This window comes from Serratia sp. ME47 (genome assembly GCF_903970925.1).
Lineage (GTDB): Bacteria > Pseudomonadota > Gammaproteobacteria > Enterobacterales > Enterobacteriaceae > Serratia > Serratia ureilytica.
The window spans coordinates 19381-44230 of record NZ_CAJCKE010000013.1 but is presented as its reverse complement, the minus strand read 5'-3'; the positions used below and the strand labels follow the sequence as shown (position 1 = coordinate 44230).

The window sequence follows — 24850 nt, the reverse complement described above, 5'->3', positions numbered from 1 at the left end:
CTCCGAGCCCGGTCAAGGCTGAATCGATTTACTCATCTGTCGCCGACGCGGCGAATCGGGCATAATGGGGAGCGGATTGGAACGACGTCAAAAGCCGAGTTTTTTGATCTGAAGTGCCTAACGCGTCGTTTTCTGTTGCATCAACGTTCGCCCCTGTCCATAGTCAGGCGCTATAACCAGACAAGCTAAAGTCAGGCCCCTGGGCTAAACTTTAGCTCCACAACATTAATCCAATAAGTTGGGGAAACATCAATGTTCCAGCAAGAAGTTACTATTACCGCTCCGAATGGTCTGCATACTCGCCCTGCCGCTCAGTTCGTTAAAGAAGCAAAAGGCTTCACGTCTGACATCACCGTAACCTCCAACGGCAAAAGCGCCAGCGCCAAAAGCCTGTTCAAACTGCAAACTCTGGGGCTGACTCAAGGGACCGTAGTGACCATCTCCGCTGAAGGTGAAGACGAGCAGAAAGCCGTTGAGCACTTGGTAAAACTGATGGCAGAGCTTGAGTAATCGGCCCGTCTTTTTAGTTAACACCAGTCAAGAGTAAGGTAGGGTTATGATTTCAGGCATTTTAGTATCACCGGGCATCGCTTTTGGTAAGGCTCTCTTGCTGAAAGAAGACGACATTGTCATCAACCGGAAGAAAATCTCTGCTGATCAAGTAGAGCAGGAAGTCTCGCGTTTTCTGGCCGGCCGCGCGAAAGCGTCCGAACAGCTGGAAGCGATCAAGACCAAAGCTGGCGAAACCTTCGGCGAAGAGAAGGAAGCTATCTTCGAAGGCCACATCATGTTGCTGGAAGACGAAGAGCTTGAGCAGGAAATCATAGCCCTAATCAAAGACGATCTGGCCTCCGCAGACGCCGCCGCCTACACCGTAATCGAAGGCCAGGCGAAAGCGTTGGAAGAGCTGGACGACGAATACCTGAAAGAACGCGCCGCCGACGTGCGCGACATCGGCAAACGCCTGCTGCAGAACATTCTGGGCATGCCTATCGTCGATCTGGGCTCCATTCAGGACGAAGTGATCCTGGTGGCCACCGATCTGACCCCGTCCGAGACCGCGCAGCTGAACCTGGACAAAGTGCTGGGCTTCATTACCGATCTCGGCGGCCGCACTTCCCACACCTCTATCATGGCGCGCTCCCTGGAGCTGCCGGCGATCGTCGGCACCAGCGACGTGACCAAGCAGGTGAAGAACGACGACTATCTGATTCTGGACGCGGTTAACAACCAGATTTACGTTAACCCGACCGCTGACGTTATCGATCAGCTGAAAGCCGCCCAGAACCAATACATCACCGAGAAAAACGATCTGGCCAAGCTGAAGGACCTGCCGGCGATTACGCTGGACGGCCATCAGGTTGAAGTCTGCGCCAACATCGGCACCGTGCGCGACGTCGCGGGTGCAGAGCGCAACGGCGCGGAAGGCGTCGGCCTGTATCGTACCGAATTCCTGTTCATGGATCGCGACTCGCTGCCAACCGAAGACGAGCAGTTCCAGGCTTATAAAGCCGTGGCGGAAGCCATGGGCTCGCAGGCCGTGATCGTCCGCACCATGGACATCGGCGGCGACAAAGACCTGCCGTACATGAACCTGCCGAAGGAAGAGAACCCGTTCCTCGGCTGGCGCGCCATCCGCATCGCGATGGACCGCCGTGAAATCCTGCACGCCCAGCTGCGCGCCATCCTGCGCGCCTCGGCGTTCGGCAAACTGCGCATCATGTTCCCGATGATCATCTCCGTGGAAGAAGTGCGCGATCTGAAAGGCGAAATCGAGACGCTGAAGGCGCAGCTGCGCGAAGAAGGCAAGGCGTTTGACGAGAGCATCGAAGTGGGCGTGATGGTGGAAACACCGGCTGCGGCGGTCATCGCTCACCACCTGGCGAAAGAAGTCGACTTCTTTAGTATTGGGACAAACGATCTAACCCAGTATACTCTGGCGGTAGATCGCGGCAACGAGCTGATTTCTCATCTCTATAACCCGATGTCCCCATCAGTGCTTGGCCTGATCAAACAGGTTATTGATGCATCTCACGCGGAAGGCAAGTGGACCGGCATGTGCGGCGAACTGGCTGGCGATGAGCGTGCTACACTGTTGTTATTGGGCATGGGGCTGGATGAGTTCAGCATGAGTGCGATTTCAATCCCGCGCATCAAGAAAATTATTCGCAACACGAATTTCGAAGATGTGAAGGCGTTGGCAGCGCAAGCCTTGGCACAGCCAACGGCACAAGACCTGATGAATTGCGTCAATAAATTCATCGAAGAAAAAACGCTCTGCTAAACTTCCACGACACTGGAACGCCGCCCAATTTAATGCTTAGGAGAAGATCATGGGTTTGTTCGATAAACTGAAATCTCTGGTTTCTGATGACAAGAAAGACACGGGCACTATCGAGATCGTCGCTCCCCTTTCTGGCGAAATCGTCAATATCGAAGATGTGCCGGACGTAGTGTTCGCTGAAAAAATCGTTGGCGACGGTATCGCCATCAAACCGGCCGGCAACAAAATGGTTGCTCCGGTTGACGGCACCATCGGTAAGATTTTCGAAACCAACCATGCATTCTCTATCGAATCCGACAGCGGCATTGAGCTGTTCGTCCACTTCGGCATCGATACCGTAGAACTGAAAGGCGAAGGCTTCAAACGCATCGCCGAAGAAGGTCAGCGCGTCAAGAAAGGTGACGTCGTTATCGAGTTCAACTTGCCACTGCTGGAAGAGAAAGCCAAGTCTACCCTGACGCCGGTCGTTATCTCCAACATGGACGAGATCAAAGAGCTGATCAAACTGTCCGGCAGCGTGACCGTTGGCGAAACCCCGATCATCCGCATCAAGAAGTAATCGCGAATGAGCAAGATAAACGGCGCCCTCGGCGCCGTTTTTTTTTATCCCCTTCGTCGTATCCCAATCTCGCTACGTTATGACGACCAGCGCGGGATACGCAGGGTAATGACCAGCCCCTCTCTGTCGCCGTTGCGCGCCTCAACCTGGCCGCCGTGCGCCAATACCACCTTGCGGGTAATCGCCAGCCCCAGGCCGTAGCCCTTGCCCGACTGCGCCGACTTCACGCGCACGAATGGATCGAAGATGCTCGACAGTTTCGACTCCTCTACGCCCGGCCCCTGATCGCTGACGGCGAGCTGGAACTGGTTGTCGATGCGCGACAGCGCCACCGTCACCCGCTGGCCCTGGCTGGAAAAGCGCAGCGCATTGCGCACGATGTTGTCCACCGCGCGCCGCATCAGCTCCGCATTGCCCTTGACGGTATACTCCACGTCCGACTCGGCCTGCAGCACGATCTCCACGCCGGGCACCTGCGCCTCGTAGCGCGCATCGCTCACCACCGCATCCACCAGGCCGTACAGATCGAAGTACTCCTCGTCCGGCAGGCTGCTGTGTTCGGTGCGCGACAGCGCCAGCAGCTCGCCGATCATTTTATCCAGCCGCCCCGACTCATGTTCGATGCGCTTGAGCGAGGTTTCGACGTTGCCGGCATTCTGCCGCGCCAGGCCGATCGCCAACTGCAGGCGAGCCAGCGGCGAACGCAGTTCGTGCGAGACATCGTGCAACAGCTGCTCGCGGGCGCTGACCAGCAGTTCCAGCCGCTCGGCCATGGTGTCGAAATCGCGCGCCACGTCGGACAGCTCGTCATGACGGCGCCGCATTTTCGGGAACAGCCGCACCGACAGATCGCCCTGCGCCACCCGATCCAGGCCGCCGCGCAGCTGACGCATCGGCCGGGTCAGGTTCCAGGCCAATACGGCGCTGAACAGCAAACCGCCCAGCCCGCCGACCCACAACATCGGCGCAGGAATGTTGAAGAAATGGGAACGCCGCTCCGGCCGATACTCTTCCCGCAGCCCGCGCACGTTATAACTCAGCCAGTATCCCTGCCCTTCCCCGGTCTGCACCCAGGCGGAAATCGCTTTCGGCATCCGCCGCCCTTCAAACAGCGGTTCTTCCGGCGCGGGCGGTGGCGGTTGGGTCATCGGCGTTACCGACAGCAGACGCCTGTCGTCCTCGGGCCAGTCGCGCATCAGCGCTTCCAGCGCCGGCATGCCGCCGCTGCGCAATTGGGTGGCGGCGGAGGTCAGCTGCAGGCCAATCGCCCGCCGCGCCATGGCGTTCTCCGGCGGCACATAGCGATCGCCATAAAGAGAAAACGCCACCCACAGGGCCTGCGTCATGATGAGAAAGGTCAGCCAAAAGCCGAGCAAAATTTTCCAGAACAGTCTTCCGCGCATGTCAGGTTACCGGATGCGATAGCCGATGCTGCGCACCGTTTCGATGCTCAGCGTATTGCCGGCCAACGCGCTCAGCTTCTGGCGGATATTGCTGATATGCACATCCACGCTGCGGTCATAGGCTTCACGCGGGCGCCCCAGCCCCTTCTCGGACAATTCGTCCTTCGACACCACACGGTCCGGCGCGCGCAGCAACAGCTCCAACAGATTGAATTCCGAAGCGGTCAGATCGAACGCCTTGCCGCGCCATTCGCTGCTGCGGGTTGAAGGGTTTAACGTCAGCTCGCCAACGCTGATGGCGGCCTCGTCGTCCGCTTCTTGCGGCCGTTCTTCGAAACGGCGCAGCACCGCGCGCAAACGCGCCACCAATTCGCGCGGATAGCAGGGTTTGGGCATGTAATCGTCGGCGCCCATCTCCAGACCAATCACCCGATCGATGTTGTCACCTTTGGCGGTCAGCATGATGATCGGCAGCCGGCTCTTTTTGCGCACGTCGCGCAGCACGTCGATGCCGCTCATATCCGGCAGCATGATGTCGAGGATCATCGCGGTATAGTCGCCCGACAGCGCGCCCTCTACCCCCGCCTTGCCGGTCAGCACCAGCGTAGCGTCGAAACCTTCGCCCGTCAGGTATTCGCTCAGCATGGTGCCAAGCTCCAGGTCATCGTCGACCAGTAAAATTTTCATGCCTTGCTCCTTCACCGATTTTCGTTATTTTCCCGCCAATTTCGCCGGTCCGCAGCCGGTTTTACTCAATCCTTACACATCGCTCTTGGCGTCTCGTCACCGTTATTGTGGCCGCTGTCGCGCGATTTCTCTACTTCAGTCATGGCATTGGCGCACGGGCAAGCGGCAGCCGCCGCAAGCGGGGCTGCCGTCTGTCGAAAGGAAAGGAGGAAAGGTGTTCCCGACGGAACACACCGCCGGGAGGGCGCGCTCAGCCGAACACGCCGGTTGAAAGGTAGCGATCGCCGCGGTCGCAGACGATCGCCACCACCACGCTGCCGGGGTGAGCCGCGGCGACGCGCAAGGCGCCGACCACCGCGCCGCCGGAGCTGACGCCGCAGAAGATGCCTTCACGCTGCGCCAGCTGGCGCATGGTCTGCTCGGCATCGCCCTGTTCAATATCCAGCACCTGATCCACCAGCTCCGGGCGGAAAATACCCGGCAGGTAAGCGGGCGCCCAGCGGCGAATGCCGGGGATGCTGCTGCCCTCCGCCGGCTGCAGGCCGATGATCTGCACCTGCGGATTCTGGCTTTTCAGGTAACCGCCCACGCCGGTAATGGTGCCGGTGGTGCCCATGCTGGAAACGAAATGCGTGATGCGCCCTTCGGTTTGGCGCCAAATCTCCGGGCCGGTGGTAGTGAAATGGGCGTAGGGATTGTCCAGGTTGTTGAACTGATCCAGTACCTTGCCCTGCCCCTGACGCTGCATCTCCAGCGCCAGATCGCGCGCCCCTTCCATGCCCTGCTCACGGCTGACCAGGATCAGCTCGGCGCCGTAGGCGCGCATCGCCGCCTGCCGCTCCAGGCTCATGTTCTCCGGCATCAGCAGCTTCAGCGTATAGCCTTTCAATGCAGCGATCATCGCCAGCGCAATGCCGGTGTTGCCGCTGGTGGCCTCAATCAGCACGTCGCCGGGCCTGATCTCACCGCGCAGCTCCGCCTGCTGGATCATCGCCAACGCGGCGCGATCCTTCACCGATCCCGCCGGGTTGTTGCCTTCCAGTTTGACCCATACCTCGCTGCCCGCCTGGGCGGCCAGCCGTTGCAGTTTTACCAACGGGGTATTCCCGATGCATTGTTCGAGCGTTGTCACGATCTTTGCCTGTGTGTTGGTGTGCGTAAAGTAAAAAGGCAACCCTGGGGTTGCCTTGAATAAAGGGCTGCTAAAACCTATCAGGCGCTTTTGGCTAACGCAACAGGTTGCAACAGTTGATCGCCGGCATACAGCCGCGCATTGAGGCTGCCGACGTAATAACGGCCGCCGCGCACCGGCGTGGCGTTGCCTTCCGGCAGCACCACGCTGATCGGTTCCTGGTGCCAGCCGATCGGCTGCACCGTCAGCTGCCAGAAATGGCCGCGCGGACTGACTTCCAGCACCTGAACCGGCAGCGGGCAACGTTCGCTGCTTTCGGTCGCCACTTCCATTTCCCACGGGCGCAGGAACAGGTCGACGCTGCCCTGGTGCATCGGCTGGAACGACAACGGCCACTGATGCGCGCCGACGAACAGCTGGGAGCCGCGAATTTCGCCGTTCAGGCGGTTCACTTCCCCCATGAATTCCAGCACAAAGCGGCTCGCCGGTTCGCGCATGATGTCGACCGGCGACCCGACCTGTTCGATATTGCCCTGGCTCATCACCACGATGCGGTCGGCCACTTCCATCGCCTCTTCCTGATCGTGGGTGACGAACACGCTGGTGAATTTCAGCTCTTCATGCAGCTGACGCAGCCAGCGGCGCAGCTCTTTGCGCACCTGCGCATCCAGCGCACCGAACGGTTCATCCAGCAGCAGAATCTGCGGTTCCACCGCCAGGGCGCGCGCCAGCGCCACGCGCTGTTTCTGGCCGCCGGACAGCTGCGACGGATAGCGGGTAGCCAGGTGGCCCAGCTGCACCATTTCCAGCAGCTGAGTGACTTTCTGTTTGATCGCCGCGGCGTTCGGGCGCTCGCGGCGCGGCAGCACGGTCAGGCCGAAGGCGATGTTATCGAACACCGTCATGTGGCGGAACAGCGCATAGTGCTGAAATACGAAGCCCACGCGCCTGTCGCGCGCGTGCATGTGGCTGACGTCGGTGCCGTGGAAGCCCAGCTTGCCGCCGCTCTGGCTTTCCAGCCCGGCGATGATGCGCAGCAGCGTGGTCTTGCCGGAACCGGATGGCCCAAGCAGCGCCACCATTTCGCCGGAAGCAATATCGAGCGAGATATCGTTCAATACCTTGGTGCGACCGAAGGACTTGTTGATGCCGTTAATCTCAATGCTCATGATTTTCCTCCCGCTCGAGACGCGCGTTTTGACGTTCCAGACGCCACTGCAGCGCGCTCTTCAAAAATAGGGTAACGATCGCCATCAGGGTCAACAGGGCGGCGGCGGTAAAGGCCCCGACGGTGTTGTAATCCTGCTGCAACAGCTCGACCTGCAGCGGCAGGCTGTAGGTTTCGCCGCGAATCGAACCGGACACCACCGACACCGCGCCGAACTCACCGATGGCGCGCGCGTTGGTCAGCACCACGCCGTACAGCAGCGCCCAGCGAATGTTGGGCAGCGTCACGCAGCGGAACATTTGCCAGCCGGACGCTCCCAGCAGAATGGCGGCCTCATCTTCCTGGCTGCCCTGGCTGAGCATCATCGGCACCAGCTCGCGCACCACGAAGGGACAGGTGACGAAAATGGTCACCAGCACCATGCCCGGCCAGGAGAACATCACCTGAATGTTATGCGCATCCAGCCAGCCGCCCAGCAGGCCGTTGCTGCCGTAAAACAGCAGATAAATCAGCCCCGCCACCACCGGTGAAACGGCGAACGGGATATCGATCAGCGTCAGCAGCAGCTGGCGGCCGGGGAAGGTAAAACGCGTCACCAGCCACGCCAGCAACGTGCCGAACACCAGGTTGAACGGCACGGTGATCAGCGCGATCAGGACCGTCAGCCAAATGGCGTGCAGCATGTCCGGATCGAGCAAATTGCTCCACATCGCGCCGAATCCTTTGGAGAAGGCCTCGGCGAAAATCGATATCATCGGCACCACCAGCAGCAGCGCCGAAAACAGCGTACCGATGCCGATCAGCGTCCACTTGCCCCAGTTGACGCGCGGGCGCTCGGCGCCGTTGAAGGCGGAAATATCAGCCATCAGTGCCCTCCTCCCAAACGTCTGCCGAAGCGGCTTTGCAATACGTTAATGCTGAACAGCAGCAGCAGCGACGCCGCCAGGATCACCGAGGCGATGGCGCTGGCCGCCGGGTAATCGAACTCCTGCAAACGCACAAAAATCATCAGCGAGGTCACTTCCGTCTTCCAGGCGATGTTGCCGGCGATGAAAATCACCGCCCCGAACTCGCCCAGACTGCGGGTAAAGGAAATGGCGGTGCCGGCCAGCAGCGCCGGCGCCACTTCAGGCAGCACGACGCGACGAAAACTCTGCCAGCGCGTGGCGCCCAGCGTCTCGGCCGCCTCTTCGTACTCCGGCCCTAACTCTTCCAGCACCGGCTGCACGGTACGCACCACAAACGGCAGACTGGTGAACGCCATCGCCACCGCGATCCCAAGCCAGGTGAAGGTGACTTTGATGTCGAAGTGCGCCAGCCACTGCCCGTACCAGCCCGTGGTGGAAAACAGACCGGCCAGCGTCAGGCCGGCTACCGCCGTCGGCAGCGCGAACGGCAGGTCGATCAGGCCATCCAGCAGCGAACGGCCGGGAAAGCGGTAGCGCGTCAGGATCCAGGCCATCAGCATGCCGAACACCGCATTGAACAGGCTGGCGACAGCGGCCGCCAGCAGCGTCACTTTATACGCCGCCACCACCTGCGGGTTGGAAATCACTTCCCAATATTGCGCCAGGCTCATCTGCGCCAGCTGCATCACCAGCGCACTGAGCGGCAGCAGCAGGATCAAACAGGTATAAAACAGGCTGCTGCCGAGGCTGAGGCCAAATCCGGGCAGCACCCGCTTACTGGACGACAACGCCAACATTTACTTGCGCCCTGCCGCTAACAGCTGATCCAGCTCGCCGCCGGTGGCGAAGTGGGTTTTCATCACCTGCGGCCAGCCGCCGAATTGCTCTTCCACGCGGAACAGTTGGGTGTCCGGGAATTGCCCCTTGGCCGCCGCCATCGCTTTCTGGTCATACACGCGGTAGTAGAAACTGGTGATCACCTGCTGCGCCGCCGGGCTGTAGAGATAGTTCAGATAGGCTTTGGCCGCCTGTTCGGTGCCGTTGCGCGCGACGTTTTTGTCGACCCAGGCCACCGGGAACTCCGCCAGAATATCGACCGGCGGCACGATCACTTCGTACTTGTCTTCACCGTATTGCTTGCGGATGTTGTTCACTTCGGACTCGAAGCTGATCAGCACGTCGCCCAAACCGCGCTCGACGAAGGTGGTGGTCGCGCCGCGGCCGCCGGTATCGAACACCAACACGTTTTTCAGGAAACGGGTCATGAAGGCGCGGGTCTTGGCCGCATCGTTGCCGTCGGCCTGGCTGGCGGCGCCCCAGGCGGCCAGATAGGTGTAACGGCCGTTGCCGGAGGTTTTCGGGTTCGGGAACACCAGTTTCACATCGTCACGCACCAGATCGTTCCAGGTGTGGATGCCCTTCGGGTTGTCCTTGCGCACCAGAAACGCCATGGTGGAATAGAACGGCGAGCTGTTGTTCGGCAGACGCGACTGCCAGTCCGCCGGGATCAGCTGCCCGCGATCGTGCAGGATCTGCACGTCGGTGACCTGGTTGTAGGTCACCACGTCGGCGCGCAGGCCCTGCAGGATCGCCAACGCCTGCTTCGACGAGCCGGCGTGCGATTGTTTGATGGTCAGCTTGTCATTCGGATGCTGCTGATTCCATTGCTGTTCAAAGCCGGGATTCAGCGCGACGAACAGTTCACGGGAAACGTCATAAGAGCTGTTCAGCAATTCCGCCGCCGACGCGGCGCCGCTCGCCAACAGCGCAGCCGCCAGCCAACCTTTCAGCACGAGATTTTTAACCCGGTTTTGTTTCATTCTGCACCTTATCACTGAGTCATTCCTTCAGGCTTTCGCCTTATTGACGACCAGTGTATTTATAACTCGGTGCGGAGCTGTAACGCTTTTATATACCGTTTAGTGATTTACAAGCATCAAACGCTATAAGGCAGGCAATGCGAGGCGTTTTGGGGCGGGAAAACAGACCGAAGCCGGACGCGCCGGCTTCGGCAACGGCGTCAAAGTGACAGCAAGCGCGTCAGCGATGGCGCAAAGTAGTAGCTGCCGGTGACCGCACGGCTGAAACGCAGCATCGCGTCGCGTTTGCCGTCCAGATCGCCGAACATGCTCAACAGTTGCTGCTCGATATTGTGCAGGCGCGCGCAATAGGCGATGAAGAACAGGCCGTGCTTGCCGCTGGCGGTGCCGTAAGGCAGGCTCTGGCGCAGAATTTTCAGGCCTTTGCCGTTCTCTTTCAGATCGACGCGGCTGACGTGGGAGGTATCCGGGCGCCGATCCGCCGGCAGCTCTTCGCTGTCGTGCTTGGTGCGGCCGATGATCTGCTCCTGTTGCTCGGTGGTAAAGCGCTGCCACTGGCGCAGGTTGTGCTCGTAGCGTTGCACCAGCACGTAGCTGCCGCCAGCGTCCTCTTCACCTTCGGCGATCGTCGCCACTGCCGGGCGTTGGTCGCCCTGCGGGTTTTCGGTGCCGTCGATGAAGCCGCTCAGATCGCGCTCTTCCACCCAACGGAAACCGTGGGTTTCTTCCTCAATCTTGATGACGTTGCCGAACGCCGCCAGCGCGGCCTGCGCCAGCGTGAAGTTGACGTCGTGGCGCAGCGACTGGATGTGGATCAGCATATCGCGCTGGGTGGCCGGCGCCAGCCCTTTGCCAAGCGGCGTGAACGGCTTCAGCTCTTTCGCGCCCTGGCCGCTGGAGAGATCGTGCCAGACGTCGTAGCCGAAAGCGATCACCGCGCCGAGGCGCGCATCGGGGAACTGCTGCTGCAGCTCGCTCAGCGTCTGACAAAACTGTTTGCAGCCCTGGCGCAAATCGGCGAATTCGCCCTGTACGCTGGCTTCCATAAAAATGGCGAAACGGCAGTGCTCCAGCAGAATGCCGCTCTGAACCTGTGTCATGTTGTTATCCTCAATACCAGAATCCGGCAACAGGTAAGGTATGGCGGTTGACGCGCGGGGTCCCTGTTACAAACGCGCGCTATCATACCGCAAGCACAAGCGATTGCCTTGCAGCAGCGCAAAGAAAATAGGGGTAATGATTTGGACAAGCAGGCGCCGGGAACCGGCGCCCGTTGAACGCGTTACTGCTGCGGCTTGGCGTGCCAAATGATTTTGCTGACCGTCCAGCTTTTCAGGGTGTCGTCCGGCGGGATGATATCCTGCGCTCCGGCCCACTTGCCGCTGAAGATGTAGGTGACGTATTTGCTCTGCTCCGCCACGCACTCCACTTTACCGGCGTCTTCGCCGCTGCCCGGCTTACAGGAGCCAAACGCCTTGCTGTACATGTCGCCGAACGGCGTGCCGAGCTTGTTGCCCCACTCCGTCGCCACTTTCGGATCCAGCACGTCCACCCGCTGCAGGCGCCCTTTCGGTTCGCCGGTGATCACCAGCTTCACTTCGTCGCCGGACAGCGCCTGATAATAAGAGACGATCTGGCCGTTGTTGGTCGCCATGCCGCCGCGCAGGCGGTAGTTGCCGTCCAGCCCGTCGTTGATGGCGCTTTCCGACATCGGCGTGCCGGCGTTGAGCTTGCCGACGCCCTTGGCGCCGACTTCCAGGCTGCTGCCGAACCAGTTGAACGGCGACAGGCTGGACCAGGAGAAATTGGACATGCTCGAACAGCCGGTCAGTAACAGCGGAAGCCCTAACAACAGGGGGCGAATATTCATCTCTAGCTCCTTAGACATCAATGGCACGGGGCGGGTCACCCGCTCCTGCCGCATTCGGCGTTTTGCTGCGTGCCAGCCTCTCACAACGGCCCGCACTACGCCAACGGTTGCCAGCTTGGAGTGCGGAAAATGCGAAAAGTGCCGCACTTCTCGGCAATTAGTCGGCGCGCTCCGCCGGCGCGAAACAGGCTTTCAGACGCGCGTTCAGCAGCAGATAGCTCAGCGCCAGCGCGTCGAGCAGCGCCAACGTCAGCTCCAGCCCCGGCGCATCGCCGTCCTGGCGCCACAGGCTGAACAGCGAGCCGCCGAACGACGCCAGCAGCGAGACAGCCAGCCCCCAGCGCCAACCGCGCCACAGCCGCGGCCATTGGTGGCGACGGCCGCTCAGCAAAAACGCCAGCGCCGCCGGCAGACCGAGCAGCATGCCGTACCAAAAGCGTTGGGTATCCGGATAAAACAACGCCAACAAGCTTTCGCCCTGCTCGCGCGAAGCGCCGGCCATCACGAACAACAGCCAGGTGCGCGCCTGCAAAATCAGCACGGCCCAAAATCCCAGCGGCAGCCGCAGCGCGCCGTGCTGATCGTAATCGTCCGGGGAAAACCGGGGTGAGAATGGCTTCAACGCTCGTTCCTTGCCAACAGAATAAAGACTATGGCTACAGATGGGCGCCGGCGATGGGAATTTCAATGCGTCGGCTTAAGAAGCTCTTAAGATCGGTGTGTTTTAATCCTTATCACTTAGCAAGCCCCCGATATCAGCGGGATGTGATTTTCGATAACGATAAGGAAGCGCAACATGAAAAAACTGACTCTGGCCGCTCTGATCGCGCTGTGCAGCGCACCGGTACTGGCGCAACAAGGCGGGTTCCTCGATCCGGCCGCGCCGCAGGCTCAAACGCAAACCACCGCACAAGGTGGTTTCTCCGGCCCCAGCGCGGCGCTGACCACCGTGGACAAGGTGAAATCGCTGAGCGACGACACCTGGGTGATGCTGCAAGGCAACATCGAGCAGCGCATCGGCGACGATACCTACACCTTCCGCGACGCCACCGGCACGCTGACGGTCGAGATCGATCGCAAGCGCTGGAACGGCCAAACCGTCACGCCGAAAGACAAGGTGCAGTTGGAAGGCAAAGTGGATAAAGACTGGAGCAGCGTCGAAGTGGACGTGAAAACCGTCAAAAAGCTGCCGTAATGCGTTGCGGCGGGCGGGGCAACCCCGCCGCCCGCCGCTCGATCAATATTCCTGATCTTCGATCAGCCGCTTGCCCAGGCTGGTGATGCCCTGGATCTCGTAGCCGAGCTTCTCGTACATCTCGACCACCGTGTCGTTGTCTTCGCGCACCATAATCTGGATCTTCGGGCAGCCGCGAGCGATCAGCTTCTTCTCCAGACGATTGATCAACGCATTGGCGATGCCGCGCCCACGATAGTCGGGATGCACCCCGAGGTAATACGCCGAGCCGCGGTGGCCGTCATAGCCGCCCATCACCGAACCGACCACTTCGCCGCCGACTTCCGCCACCAGGAACAGCTCAGGATCGTGGTTCAGCTTGCGCTCGATGTCCATTTCCGGATCGTTCCAGGGCCGCAGCAGATCGCAGCGCTCCCACAGGGTAATGACTTCTTCAAAGTCGTCTTGTCGAAATACGCGAATTTCCATCGATGTTGGCCGCTGTTAATTAAGGTGTTTATCTGATTATCGCGTGATTATTCACTTACGCAATATCAAACTGCGATTTACCGCGCTATTTGCCCCGAAATCGCCGGTAACAGGCGTAATAAATGGAAATAGTTATCGGGTCGATTAATGATTATCAATACGATATAACGTCGCGAAATAGAATCGTCGATGGAGCGTTGCGTAATGAAAAAGCAGGGTAAACAATTCCTCAATTTTAAGCCGCTTGCCGTTTCCCCGACGCGACGCCAACTGTTGCTTTCCGGCCTGGCGGTAGCGCTGTTCGGCGTGAAAAACCCAAGCGCCAAGGCGGAAGGCATGCTGCGCAATCAGCACAGCAAACCGGCGGCGAAACCGGCCGGCGGCAAAAAGCGGGTGATGATCGATCCCGGCCACGGCGGAATCGACTCCGGCGCGGTCGGCCACGAAGGTTCGCAGGAAAAACACATTGTGCTGGAAATCGCCAACCACGTGCGCCGTTTCCTGCATGAGCACGATCACATCGAGGCGCGCCTGACGCGCGAAGAAGACGAATTCATTCCGCTGTTCCAGCGGGTGGAGATCGCCCACCAGCACCAGGCCGATCTGTTCATTTCCATTCACGCCGACGGTTTTACCAGCCCGTCGGCCTCCGGCGCTTCGGTATTCGCCCTCTCCAACCGCGGCGCCAGCAGCGCCATGGCGCGCTACCTGTCCAACCGTGAAAACGCCGCCGACGACGTAGCGGGCGGCAAATACAAGGATCAGGACAACTACCTGCAGCAGGTGCTGTTCGATCTGGTGCAAACCGACACCATCAACAACAGCCTGACGCTCGGCCGCCACGTGCTCGGCCAAATTCGTCCGGTACACCATCTGCACAGCGACAGCACCGAACAGGCGGCGTTCGCGGTGCTGAAATCCCCGTCCATCCCCTCGGTGCTGGTAGAAACCTCGTTCATCACCAACCCGAACGAAGAACGACTGCTGGGCACCACCGCGTTTCGCGAGAAAATCGCCCGCGCCATCGCGGACGGCATCGTCAACTTCTTCGACTACTTCGACGCACACCAACGCAAACCCCGCTGATGCCGCGGGCGGCGAATAAGAGTATACTCAGCGCCTTGTTCAGCCAGACGCTATAAAGACCCCGCATGAGTTTACCTAACATCGCTGAAGTAAAATCCTTCCTGCTGGCGCTGCAGGATCATATCTGCGCGCAGCTCGCCCAGGCCGATGGCGGCGCCGTGTTCACCGAAGACCAATGGACGCGTGAAGAAGGCGGCGGTGGCCGCAGCCGCGTGCTGACCAACGGCGCGGTGTTCGAACAGGCGGGGGTCAACTTCTCGCACGTCTCCGGCGCCACCCTGCCGGCCTCGGCGACCGCGCACCGTCCGGAACTGGCCGGGCGCAGCTTCCAGGCGATGGGCGTCTCCCTGGTTATCCATCCGCTCAGCCCCTACGTGCCCACCAGCCACGCCAACGTACGCTTTTTCATCGCTGAAAAGCCGGGCGAAGCGCCGGTGTGGTGGTTCGGCGGCGGTTTTGACCTGACGCCGTTCTACGGTTTCGCAGAGGATGCCGTGCACTGGCACCGCACCGCGGCCGAGCTGTGCGCGCCGTTCGGCGACGAGGTCTACCCCAAATATAAACAGTGGTGCGACGATTACTTTTTCATCAAGCATCGCAACGAAGCGCGCGGCATCGGCGGCCTGTTCTACGACGATCTTAACACCCCGGATTTCGACCATTGTTTCGCCTTCACCCGCGCGGTGGGCCAGGGCTTCCTCGACGCCTACCTGCCGATTGTCGAAAAACGCAAGGCCTTGACCTGGGGCGAGCGCGAGCGCCAGTTCCAGCTGTATCGCCGCGGCCGCTATGTGGAGTTCAACCTGGTGTGGGATCGCGGCACGCTGTTCGGGCTACAAACCGGCGGGCGCACCGAGTCCATCCTGATGTCGATGCCGCCGTTGGTGCGTTGGGAATATAACTACCAGCCGGACGCCGACAGCCCGGAAGCGGCGCTGGCGCGCGATTTCCTGCCGGTGCGCGACTGGCTGCGGGAGACGAAATGATGCAGATTTGGGTCGATGCGGACGCCTGTCCGAACGTGATCAAGGAAGTGCTGTTCCGCGCCGCCGATCGCACCGCCATCACCGTGACGCTGGTGGCGAACCAACCGCTGCGCACGCCGCCGTCGAAGTACATCCGTTCGCTGCAGGTGGCGGCCGGCTTCGACGTGGCCGATAACGAGATCGTGCGCCGCTGCGAAGCGGGCGATCTGGTGATCACCGCCGACATTCCGCTGGCGGCGGAGGTGATTGAGAAAGGCGCGGTGGCGCTGAACCCGCGCGGCGAACGCTATACGCCGGACACCATTCGCGAGCGCCTCAACATGCGCGATTTTATGGATACCCTGCGCGCCAGCGGCATTCAGACCGGCGGCCCGAACGCCCTGAACCAGCGCGACCGCCAGCAGTTCGCCAACGAGCTGGACAAATGGCTGCTGCAGGCGAAACGGGCGCAGTGACTGCGCCCTGCTCTGCTGCGGTTTAGAAGCGCACCTCCCCGCCGAAGATATAAGTCCGCCCACGGGCGGTGTTGGTCGGCGTCTCATACTGCGACTGCGACGGCAGCGAGTTCATTTTGTTCAGCGCGTCCGAATAGTCTCTGTCCATCAGGTTTTGCACGCTGAGCTTCAGCAGCAGATTGCGATTCACCTGATAGGTGCCGTACAGATCGATAATGGTCGGAATATGCGGCGCCGGCTCCTTCAGCAACTGCTCATTCTCATCGTAATCAGAGTCCGGCGACAGGCGCACCGACTTGCCGGTGTATTTCACCACCCCGCCCAGCGTCAGTTTTTCGTCCAGCAGGCGCACCCCGCTGTCCAGCGTGAAGTAGAATTCCGGCAGCTCGCTGATATCGCCCGCGCCGAATACGTTGCTGGCCTGGTTGGTCGGCTGGGAGGTATGCTCCTTGCTTAACGACAGTTTGGTGAAGGCGAAACCGGCGTCGTACAGCGCTTCAAGCTCCACCCCGCGCGTTTTGACCGGATCGGGAGCATTGCTGTACATGGTCATGCTGACGTTGATGTCCGCGTTATCCCACTCTTCCTGCGTCGCCTGCGAACGGTTGCACTTCTGACGGTTTTTACACACCAGGTAGGTTTGGCTGGATATGTAGTTTTTGATCTTGGTTTCGAAATAGACCGCTTTCAGTTGGAAGCTGTCCTGCTTGAACAACAGATCGTGGGCATTGGCGTTGAACCCGCCCTGCCAGGTCTCCGCTTTTTCACCCTTCAGGAACGGGTTCATCGACTGGCCGCCGCTGTTGGCGAAGAACACTTCCTGGATATTCGGCCCGCGCATCGACTTGCTGTAGCTGACGAACGGCTGCAGCCACGGCGTCACCTGCGCCGACAGCATGACCGACGGGTTGAAGCCGTGTTCGTTGCGGTTGATAGTGCCGGCGCCCTGAGGGAAGCACTCTACGCGCTCATCACAGGCCGGCTTGTAGCCGGAGAGGCGATAGGCGGTGTAGTTCAGGTCGAAATTTCCCTGCCAAATGCCGTAGTTGGCCTGCAACCCACTGTACAGGCTGGAGATATCTTGTTTGCCGGCAATGCCCACCGGCATGCTTTCCGCCTGATCCTGATCCGTCACCAGCCCGGATGCCTTTTTCTTATACTCGTTGCGCACCAGCTTGCCGCCGTAGCTGAAGGCGAAATCAATATCCCGCAGGCTGAAACGGCTGGTGTTGTTGATATCCAGCGCATCGGAAATGTTTTTCGCCGTGCTGTCGCTGAACCCCGCCATGTTGTTGGACATGAACTTCTGCTCACCGCGACTGGTGCTGGCGGTCAATTTGAAATCGATCAGTTCCGAGAACGGCGCGTAGTGGTATTTGAGGTAAAAATCGTCGCTGTCGATGTGGCGGCGGGTGATTTTATTCTGGTAGCTGCGCGCCGACAGTTCGATGCTGTTGAAGGCATCCGGCTTGATGTCCACTTTGAACAGCTGGGATTTCGGGTTCTGGCGGTAGGTTTTATCGACGTTGAACATCTCGCTGTCGAAACCGGCGCCGTTTTTGTAGTTAGAGGTGATGGAGCTGCCGCTGATCGCCGCCATCGCCCCCAGGCTGCCGCCGTCGGCAAAGGCGGCAGTTTTGGCGCCCACGGCGATCATGCCGCTGCGGCCGATGCCGTTATTGCCCACCGAGAACTTGGTGCGTACGCCGAACGGGTTATCGGAAAACACCACGTCATCCACGCCGATGGTGCGGAAATTGGCGCTGCCCGCCAAGGCATTCACCCCGTCGGAACCGGTGGCGTTGCCGCGCACCACATCGACGCCGACGATAAAGTTAGGATCGATCAGCGCCCCGAACTGGCTGGTGGGCATGCCGCCGTGCGCTGCATCGCTCGGGGAGTTGCCGTAGTAGTTTTGCGTGATGCCGTCGACCATGGTGTTGACCCGGCCGAAGCCGCTCAGGCCGCGAATATTGACGCTGACCGATCCCTGGCCGGGGTCGATCTGGGTATAGGTGCCCGGCATGCTGCGCAGAATGCTGTCCACCGACTCCAGATTTTGGTTCTCGTCGCGCGAGCTGAACGCGCCCGGCCTCGCCAACGCCTCTTTTTCGCTGCTTTTGCCGCCGTCGGCGGCCGAGACGTTGAGCGGGCTGAACGCCACGCTGCCTTTATTGTTTTCCGCCTGTTCCTGCGCGGCCACAGCCTGCCCGTGCAGCACCAGTCCCGCGCCGATCAGGCTCGCTATCATTTTAATTTTCATATATCCCCAGAAATAGCCAATAAGGTTTGATGGCCGACAATGCCCAGCAAAAAGCCCGCCGAAAGCGCGGTAAAAGATTGTTATTGTTTTATTGCGCCGCAGCGTGCCGCGGCGCTGAAGGTTATTTCTGCGCCTGCCGATCCGCCGCCAAAATAAAGGCGTACTCCAGCGCGCCGTTTTCCAGCCGCGCCAGGCGGCCCGATTTGCCACCGTGGCCGGCGGTCATGTCGGTGGAAAGCAGCAGCAGCGAATCGCCCTGTTTGAAACGCCGCAGCTTCGCCACCCATTTGGCCGGTTCCCAATACTGCACCTGCGAATCGTATAAACCGCTGGTGACCAGCAGGTTCGGGTAACGCTGTTTGCGCACGTTGTCATACGGGCTGTAGGACTTCATCAGCGCATAGGCGGCCGGCTGGTGCGGGTTGCCCCACTCCTCGTATTCGCCGGTAGTGAGCGGAATGCTGTCGTCCAGCATGGTGGTCACCACGTCGACGAACGGCACCTGCGCCACCACCGCGTTGTACAGCTGCGGCGCCTGATTGATCACCGCCCCCATCAGCAAACCGCCGGCGCTGCCGCCCATGGCGTAGATGCGCCCCGGCTGGCCGTAGCCGCCGTTGATCAGCGCCTGGGTGGCGTCGATGAAATCGTTGAAGCTGTTCGGTTTGTGCGTCAGCTTGCCCTGTTTGTACCAGCTCTGCCCCAGTTCGCCGCCGCCGCGCACGTGGATCAGCGCATAGACGAAGCCGCGATCCAGCAGGCTGATGCGGTTGGCGCTGAACGCCGGATCCATGCTCATGCCGTAAGCGCCATAGCCGTACACCAACAGCGGGTTATGCCCGTTTTTGAACAGCGACTTGCGATACACCAGCGAGACCGGCACCTTCACGCCGTCGCGCGCCGTGACCCAGATGCGCTCGCTGTGATACAGGCTCGGATCGACGCCTTTCACTTCCTGCTGCTTGAGCAGAGTGCGCTCGCCCTTGTTCAGATCCCACTCATAGGTGCGGGTCGGCGTGGTCATCGCCGAATAGCCGTAACGCAAACGATCGCTGTCCGGCTCCGGGTTATAGCCCAGCCAGGCCATGTAGCTGGCGTCGTCGAACGGGATGGCGCGCTCGGTTTTGTCGTCCCAGCTGATTTGCCGCAGCTGCACCAGCCCGTTGGCGCGTTCCTGCACCACCAGCCAGTCGCGGAACAGGCTGAAGCTTTCCACCTCATGCTGTGCCTGCGGCGCAATCAGCGTCTGCCAGGGGTTGCCCGCCGCCGCCGTGCGGTACAGGCCGAAGTTCGGATCCTGATGGTTGGAACGCAGATAGAACTCGCCGCGGTAGTGATCGAGATAATACTCGCGGCCGTTTTGCCGGGCGGCGAACAGCTGAGGCTCGCGCTGCGGCTGGTTGGCGTCGATCAGGCGCACTTCGGACGTGGTGTTGCCGCTGATGGTCAGAATCAGGTAATCGCGCGAAGAAGAACGGCCGAGGCTGAGGTAGAAAGCCGGATCGTTTTCCTGATACACCAGTTTATCTTCCGCCGGCGGCGTACCGTACTGATGGCGGTAGACCTGGTACGGCAGCAGCGTTTGCGGGTGGTTGCGCACGTAGAACAGGGTTTGGCTGTCGTTGGCCCACACCATGTTGCCGGAGGTGTTTTCCAGCGTTTCCGGCGACCAGCGTTCGCTGTCTATCTCGCGCAGGGAGATGCGGTATTGGCGGCGGCCCTGCAGATCTTCGGCCACCGCCAGGCGGCGGTTGTCCAGGCTCACGTCCAGCGCCCCCAGGCGATAATAGGCATGGCCGGCCGCGCGCTGATTGGCGTCCAGTAAGGTTTGCCACGGCGCGTCGGCGGTGAGCGCCTGGCGCTGATACCGCGCGAAATCTTTACCGGCGGCGTAGCTTTCCTGATAGCGATAGCCGTTGAGCTGATACGGCACCGAACGTTCGTCAGGGTTCATGCGGCCCAGCATCTCCTGATACAGCGTGGCGCGCAGCTTCTGGTACGGCGCCATCATCTGCTCGGTGTAGCGGTTTTCCGCCTTCAGGTAGTCCAGCACCTTCTGATCTTTTCGGCTGTCGTCGCGCAGCCAGTAGTAATCGTCGGTACGCGTCTCGCCGTGGGCCGTCAGCGCTTTCGGCGCCCGTTCCGCCAACGGCGGCTGCGGTTGCGCCAGCGCGGCGCCGGCGATGCCTAAAGAAAGCCAGAGCGCGGCCGCGATGCGACGGCGCGGGGTAAATAACAGCGGATTCATAATCCCTCACGAAGTTTGAAGAGCCGGACGGCGGCGCTGCCGCGTCTGCGGGCATTAACGGCGGGCATTCAGCTCCGCCAGATTGAAATCGATCGGCATCCTTACCCTGACGGCCCCCTGCTGCAGCATCTCCGGCGGCGGCGGCGGCAACGGCTGCGCGCGCGACACCACCGCCACCGCTTCCCGATCCAGCGACGCGGTGCCGGAACGGATCTGCAGGGTCACGTTCGACACCCGCCCCTGCGCATCGACGCTAAAACTGACCTGCGGCATGCCGCTGCGCCGGCGGTTGCGGGCATCCAGGGGATACTCTTTGATGCGGTTCAGTTTGCCTTTCACCAGGCTCTCCCACGACAGCTTGGCCTGCGCGTTGCTGTTGGCGTCGCTGTTGATCGGGGCGGCGGTTTGGTGAGAGAGCATCTGCGCCTGCGGCGCGGCGGCGCTGGACGCGGCGGCGTTGCGTGTCTCTTTCGCCTGTTCCTGCGGCTTCGGCTGCGCTTTTTGCGGGGGACGGTGCTCGGCGCGCTTCTTGTCCGCCGTCACGATCTTCGCTTTATCGGCGCGCGCCAGCTTGGGCAGATCCGGCTGTTGCTGCTGCTCCGCCGGCTGCGCCGCAGCGGATTCCGCCTGCTGCACGCCCAGCGGCAAGGGTTTGCTTTCCGGCGCTTCAATCTGCGCCGCCCAGCTCATCATCACCGCCGGCGGCGGCAGCTCGACCGGCTCGAGCGCCGTCTGCGGCCAATAAAACAGCAGCACCAACGCCGCGTGCGCCGCCAGGGCGAGCAGCAAGCCGCGCGCCCAGCGCGGCTGCGGCAGCGCAAAGGCCGGAGGGGGATAAGACTGACTTAACATAGGGGCATTAGCTTACTTAATTGCGAATGATTGCAGATCACATTTACTAATGATAATCATTTGCAACTATAATTAACACCCCTTTTCACTGTCTTAACGTATTCATTTCACTGATGGTGTGATCCACAGGTAGTCCGCCGTGTGCGCGTCAACCTGTACGCCCGGCTCCGCCAGCATCAGCACCGTCGGCGCCGCCGCCGGTTGCAGATCCCGCACGTGCAGCGGCACGCCCACCGATTTGGCGGCGTGATAACCGCCGGCGATCAACAGCGCGGGCGTCGGCGCCGCCAGCAGGCGCTCCGCCATGCGCCTATCGCGCTGCTGCTGGATCGCCAGCATCGCATGCAGCTGCGCGGCCTCAATCTGGCCGCCGTGCGAAATGCGGATAGTCTCTTCCAGCGCCTTGCGCACCGCCGGCTGCGACGAGAGCTGCCCCGCCGGGAACTGCGGCTGCTGATAGAACGCCGCGATCTCGCTGCGATCCAGGTTGGCCGACCACAGCGGGTAAGGCGCGCGCATCGCCGCCATCGTCACCCCGCCATACAGCGCCCATTCCCAGCCCGGCTGCCAGGCGATCAGCTCCGCCACGCGGCCGTCACGCACCGTGGGATCGCTCTGCAGCCACTGCTTGACTTTGTCGACCTGCGCCTGCTGGTTCGGGTTGATCATCTCCATCAGCACGCTGCCCTGCGGCCGCCGTTGCGGCAGCTGCTGCACCAGCCATTGCTCAATCTGATGGTGGTAAGGATTGTCATGCTTTTCCCCGACGATCACCCGCGGCTGCTGCGCCAACCGCGTCAACAGCTGCTCGGGCGTCAGGGTCGCGCCGCTGTGCAGATCGGTGATATTCCCCAGGCTCGCGACGTCGCTGGCCGGCGTCTTCACCGGCGTTTGGCTGCAGGCGCCGAGCGCCAACGCCGCCAATAAAATCAGATATCTCATCATGTTGCCCCATTAGCGAAAATGGCGACATTATAGATAATAATTATCATTTGCATATAGATCTGGCCTGACGATTTTTTTACGCGGCGATCGCCGGTGACGCATTGCGTTGAAACGGCATTGCGGGTATAACCAATAGCCATTCAGATATTTAGACGTCTATACGGATAGATTATTATGCACTCATCGGCGCCCGCCGCAGGGCAGTTCAAACGCAGCATGAAGGCCCGGCATCTGGTGATGCTGTCGCTGGGCGGCGTGATCGGCACCGGGCTGTTTTTCAATACCGGCTACATCATCTCCACCACCGGGGCGCTCGGCACGCTGCTGGCCTACCTGATCGGTGCGCTGGTGGTGTATCTGGTGATGCTGTGCCTGGGCGAGCTGTCGGTGGCGATGCCGGAAACCGGCGCCTTTCACGTCTATGCTTCGCGCTATCTGGGGCCGGCCACCGGCTATGCCGTCGCCTGGCTGTATTGGCTCACCTGGACGGTGGCACTGGGCTCCAGCCTGACCGCCGCCGGATTCTGCATGCAGTACTGGTTCCCGCAGTCGCCGGTGTGGCTGTGGTGCCTGATTTTCTGCGCGGCCATTTTCCTGCTTAACGTGGTGACCACCCGTTTTTTCGCCGAAAGCGAATTCTGGTTTTCGCTGATCAAAGTGGTGACCATTCTGGCGTTTATCATTCTGGGCGGCGCCGCCATGTTCGGCCTGCTGCCGATGAAAGACGGCACGCCGGCGCCGTTCCTACATAATCTGACCGCTTCCGGCTGGCTGCCGCACGGCACGCTGCCGATCCTGATGACCATGGTAGCGGTGAACTTCGCCTTCTCCGGCACGGAGCTGATCGGCATCGCCGCCGGTGAAACCGAGAACCCGGAAAAAGTCGTGCCGCTGGCAATCCGCACCACGGTGATCCGCCTGATGCTGTTCTTTATCGGCACGGTCTTCGTGCTGGCGGCGCTGATCCCCATGGATCAGGCGGGGATCGTCAAAAGCCCGTTCGTGCTGGTGTTTGAACGCATCGGCGTGCCTTACGCCGCCGATATCTTCAACTTCGTGATCCTGACCGCCATCCTGTCGGCGGCCAACTCCGGCCTGTACGCCTCGGGGCGCATGCTGTGGTCGCTGGCCCACCAGCGCACCCTGCCGGCCTACTTTGCGCGCGTCAATGCGCGCGGCATTCCGATCAACGCCCTGACCTTCAGCATGCTCGGCGGCGTGCTGGCGCTGCTGACCAGCGTGATCGCGCCGGATACGGTGTTCGTCGCCCTGTCGGCGATCTCCGGCTTTGCGGTGGTGGCGGTGTGGCTGAGCATCTGCGCCGCCCACTATGCTTTCCGCCGCGCCTATCTGCGCAGCGGCCAGCCGATAAGCGGCCTGAAATACCGCGCGCCCGGCTATCCATTGACGCCGATCCTCGGCTTTGCGCTGTGCCTGCTGGCCTGCATCGGGCTGGCGTTCGATCCGGAGCAGCGCATCGCGCTCTACTGCGGCCTGCCGTTCGTCGCCCTGTGCTATCTCACCTATTTCCTGACCCGGCGCGCCGGGCAAAAAAACGCTTTGGGAGAACAACATGTCGGTTAACAACCCCGTCGCTCGTTTGCTGGCCGAACGGCCGACGCTGATCCTGGACGGCGCGCTGGCCACCGAGCTGGAAGCGCGCGGCTGCGATCTGACCGATCCGCTGTGGTCGGCCAAGGTGCTGATTGAAAATCCCGAGCTTATCTATCAGGTACACCTCGATTATTTCAACGCCGGCGCCCAGTGCGCTATCACCGCCAGCTATCAGGCCACGCCGCAGGGCTTCTCGCGCCGCGGCCTGGATCAGGCTCAGTCGCTGGCGTTGATCGCCAAAAGCGTGCAGCTGGCGCAGCGCGCGCGCCGCGATTATCTGGCCGCGCACCCGCAGGCGGCGCCGCTGTTGATCGCCGGTTCGGTGGGCCCGTACGGCGCCTATCTGGCCGACGGCTCGGAATACCGCGGCGACTACCGGCTGGCGCAGGATGACTTCATTGCCTTCCACCGCCCGCGCATCGCCGCGCTGGCCGCCGCCGGCGTCGATCTGCTGGCCTGCGAAACGCTGCCGTCGTTTGCTGAACTGCAGGCGCTGCTGACGCTGCTGCAGGAGTTCCCGACGCTCGGCGCCTGGTTCGCCTTCACCCTGCGCGACAGCCAACACCTCAGCGACGGCACGTCGCTGACGGAGGTCCTGTCCGCGCTGCGCGGTAACCCGCAGGTGCTGGCCATCGGCATCAACTGCATCGCGCTGGACAAGGTCGCCCCGGCGCTGCGTCAGCTGAGCGCGCTGGCCGACAAACCTCTGCTGGTCTACCCGAACTCCGGCGAGCACTACGATGCGGTGAGCAAAACCTGGCACGCCTGCGGCGGCGAGCACGGCAGCCTGGCCGATCAGGCGACGGCGTGGCGCGCGCTCGGCGCACAATTGATTGGCGGCTGTTGCCGCACCACCCCGCAGGATATTCGCGCCATCGCCGCGCGCTGCAAGGCATGAGAAAGGGAG

24 protein-coding genes are annotated in these 24850 nt (G+C 61.1%); 9 read left to right on the top strand and 15 right to left on the bottom strand.

Annotated features, from left to right (window positions below):
* Nucleotides 1–252 precede the first annotated feature (252 nt).
* From ptsH to crr, 3 genes are read left to right on the top strand one after another with little or no spacing between them, the layout of a single operon-like run.
* Nucleotides 253–510, top strand: a complete 258-nt coding sequence (gene ptsH, locus H7A77_RS14320) for a phosphocarrier protein Hpr (protein ID WP_004936458.1) — start codon at nucleotides 253–255, stop codon at nucleotides 508–510.
* A gap of 46 nt (nucleotides 511–556) precedes the next feature.
* Nucleotides 557–2284 carry a phosphoenolpyruvate-protein phosphotransferase PtsI gene (gene ptsI, locus H7A77_RS14315; protein WP_004936461.1) on the top strand — a complete coding sequence of 576 codons (1728 nt, stop codon included), beginning with the start codon at nucleotides 557–559 and terminating at the stop codon, nucleotides 2282–2284.
* 49 nt (nucleotides 2285–2333) lie between these two features.
* Nucleotides 2334–2843, top strand: a complete 510-nt coding sequence (crr, locus tag H7A77_RS14310) for a PTS glucose transporter subunit IIA (RefSeq protein WP_004936467.1) — start codon at nucleotides 2334–2336, stop codon at nucleotides 2841–2843.
* A 77-nt stretch (nucleotides 2844–2920) separates the two neighbouring features.
* On the opposite strand, the gene H7A77_RS14305 is transcribed toward crr, so the two are convergent.
* The 10 genes from H7A77_RS14305 to H7A77_RS14260 form a co-directional block, all read right to left on the bottom strand.
* Nucleotides 2921–4246: an ATP-binding protein gene (locus tag H7A77_RS14305; RefSeq protein ID WP_042785155.1), complete on the bottom strand. Its 1326-nt coding sequence runs from the start codon at nucleotides 4244–4246 to the stop codon at nucleotides 2921–2923.
* A gap of 6 nt (nucleotides 4247–4252) precedes the next feature.
* Nucleotides 4253–4933: a response regulator transcription factor gene (locus H7A77_RS14300; protein WP_033652557.1), complete on the bottom strand. Its 681-nt coding sequence runs from the start codon at nucleotides 4931–4933 to the stop codon at nucleotides 4253–4255.
* Between the two features lie 250 nt (nucleotides 4934–5183).
* The gene (cysM, locus tag H7A77_RS14295; protein WP_033644334.1) at nucleotides 5184–6065 is read right to left on the bottom strand and encodes a cysteine synthase CysM; all 882 of its coding nucleotides are present in this window, start codon (nucleotides 6063–6065) and stop codon (nucleotides 5184–5186) included.
* An 80-nt stretch (nucleotides 6066–6145) separates the two neighbouring features.
* Complete coding sequence (gene cysA, locus H7A77_RS14290; protein WP_033643965.1) at nucleotides 6146–7234, bottom strand: sulfate/thiosulfate ABC transporter ATP-binding protein CysA; 1089 nt, start codon at nucleotides 7232–7234, stop codon at nucleotides 6146–6148.
* Complete coding sequence (gene cysW / locus H7A77_RS14285) at nucleotides 7224–8099, bottom strand: sulfate/thiosulfate ABC transporter permease CysW (protein ID WP_182074336.1); 876 nt, start codon at nucleotides 8097–8099, stop codon at nucleotides 7224–7226. The genes cysA and cysW overlap by 11 nt, the downstream gene beginning before the upstream one ends.
* Complete coding sequence (cysT, locus tag H7A77_RS14280; protein WP_033652561.1) at nucleotides 8099–8938, bottom strand: sulfate/thiosulfate ABC transporter permease CysT; 840 nt, start codon at nucleotides 8936–8938, stop codon at nucleotides 8099–8101. The genes cysW and cysT overlap by 1 nt, the downstream gene beginning before the upstream one ends.
* Nucleotides 8939–9961: a sulfate ABC transporter substrate-binding protein gene (locus tag H7A77_RS14275; RefSeq protein ID WP_182074335.1), complete on the bottom strand. Its 1023-nt coding sequence runs from the start codon at nucleotides 9959–9961 to the stop codon at nucleotides 8939–8941. It lies immediately after the preceding gene.
* 200 nt (nucleotides 9962–10161) lie between these two features.
* Nucleotides 10162–11061 carry a Dyp-type peroxidase gene (locus tag H7A77_RS14270; RefSeq protein WP_033643968.1) on the bottom strand — a complete coding sequence of 300 codons (900 nt, stop codon included), beginning with the start codon at nucleotides 11059–11061 and terminating at the stop codon, nucleotides 10162–10164.
* A gap of 182 nt (nucleotides 11062–11243) precedes the next feature.
* Nucleotides 11244–11831: an RpoE-regulated lipoprotein gene (locus H7A77_RS14265; protein WP_004936494.1), complete on the bottom strand. Its 588-nt coding sequence runs from the start codon at nucleotides 11829–11831 to the stop codon at nucleotides 11244–11246.
* Nucleotides 11832–11988: 157 nt separating this feature from the next.
* The gene (locus H7A77_RS14260; protein ID WP_033652563.1) at nucleotides 11989–12453 is read right to left on the bottom strand and encodes a DUF2919 domain-containing protein; all 465 of its coding nucleotides are present in this window, start codon (nucleotides 12451–12453) and stop codon (nucleotides 11989–11991) included.
* A 174-nt stretch (nucleotides 12454–12627) separates the two neighbouring features.
* Here H7A77_RS14260 and H7A77_RS14255 point away from each other — a divergent pair, with 174 nt between their 5' ends.
* Nucleotides 12628–13026, top strand: coding sequence for a YgiW/YdeI family stress tolerance OB fold protein (locus H7A77_RS14255; protein ID WP_016926776.1), 399 nt, complete (start codon nucleotides 12628–12630; stop codon nucleotides 13024–13026).
* Nucleotides 13027–13068: 42 nt separating this feature from the next.
* Here H7A77_RS14255 and H7A77_RS14250 read toward each other — a convergent pair whose 3' ends face one another.
* Nucleotides 13069–13494, bottom strand: coding sequence for a GNAT family acetyltransferase (locus H7A77_RS14250; protein WP_004936504.1), 426 nt, complete (start codon nucleotides 13492–13494; stop codon nucleotides 13069–13071).
* A 204-nt stretch (nucleotides 13495–13698) separates the two neighbouring features.
* On the opposite strand from H7A77_RS14250, the gene amiA reads away from it, so the two are divergent.
* From amiA to H7A77_RS14235, 3 genes are all read left to right on the top strand, one after another.
* Complete coding sequence (amiA, locus tag H7A77_RS14245; protein ID WP_033652564.1) at nucleotides 13699–14580, top strand: N-acetylmuramoyl-L-alanine amidase AmiA; 882 nt, start codon at nucleotides 13699–13701, stop codon at nucleotides 14578–14580.
* 65 nt (nucleotides 14581–14645) lie between these two features.
* Nucleotides 14646–15566: an oxygen-dependent coproporphyrinogen oxidase gene (gene hemF, locus H7A77_RS14240; RefSeq protein ID WP_069100654.1), complete on the top strand. Its 921-nt coding sequence runs from the start codon at nucleotides 14646–14648 to the stop codon at nucleotides 15564–15566.
* A complete protein-coding gene (locus tag H7A77_RS14235; protein WP_004936514.1) occupies nucleotides 15566–16021 on the top strand; it encodes a YaiI/YqxD family protein in 456 nt (151 codons plus the stop codon). The genes hemF and H7A77_RS14235 overlap by 1 nt, the downstream gene beginning before the upstream one ends.
* A 22-nt stretch (nucleotides 16022–16043) precedes the next feature.
* On the opposite strand, the gene H7A77_RS14230 is transcribed toward H7A77_RS14235, so the two are convergent.
* The 4 genes from H7A77_RS14230 to H7A77_RS14215 form a co-directional block, all read right to left on the bottom strand.
* On the bottom strand, nucleotides 16044–18284 hold the full coding sequence (locus H7A77_RS14230) for a TonB-dependent receptor domain-containing protein (RefSeq protein WP_182074334.1): 2241 nt from the start codon (nucleotides 18282–18284) through the stop codon (nucleotides 16044–16046).
* Between the two features lie 121 nt (nucleotides 18285–18405).
* On the bottom strand, nucleotides 18406–20532 hold the full coding sequence (locus H7A77_RS14225; protein WP_147838363.1) for a S9 family peptidase: 2127 nt from the start codon (nucleotides 20530–20532) through the stop codon (nucleotides 18406–18408).
* 54 nt (nucleotides 20533–20586) lie between these two features.
* Nucleotides 20587–21384, bottom strand: a complete 798-nt coding sequence (locus H7A77_RS14220) for an energy transducer TonB (RefSeq protein WP_182074333.1) — start codon at nucleotides 21382–21384, stop codon at nucleotides 20587–20589.
* A 102-nt stretch (nucleotides 21385–21486) separates the two neighbouring features.
* Nucleotides 21487–22326 carry a ChaN family lipoprotein gene (locus H7A77_RS14215; protein WP_182074358.1) on the bottom strand — a complete coding sequence of 280 codons (840 nt, stop codon included), beginning with the start codon at nucleotides 22324–22326 and terminating at the stop codon, nucleotides 21487–21489.
* 177 nt (nucleotides 22327–22503) lie between these two features.
* Here H7A77_RS14215 and mmuP point away from each other — a divergent pair, with 177 nt between their 5' ends.
* Both mmuP and mmuM read left to right on the top strand, forming a co-directional pair.
* Nucleotides 22504–23913, top strand: a complete 1410-nt coding sequence (mmuP, locus tag H7A77_RS14210; protein WP_046896238.1) for an S-methylmethionine permease — start codon at nucleotides 22504–22506, stop codon at nucleotides 23911–23913.
* A complete protein-coding gene (gene mmuM, locus H7A77_RS14205) occupies nucleotides 23903–24841 on the top strand; it encodes a homocysteine S-methyltransferase (protein ID WP_072627206.1) in 939 nt (312 codons plus the stop codon). The genes mmuP and mmuM overlap by 11 nt, the downstream gene beginning before the upstream one ends.
* Nucleotides 24842–24850: the final 9 nt, after the last annotated feature.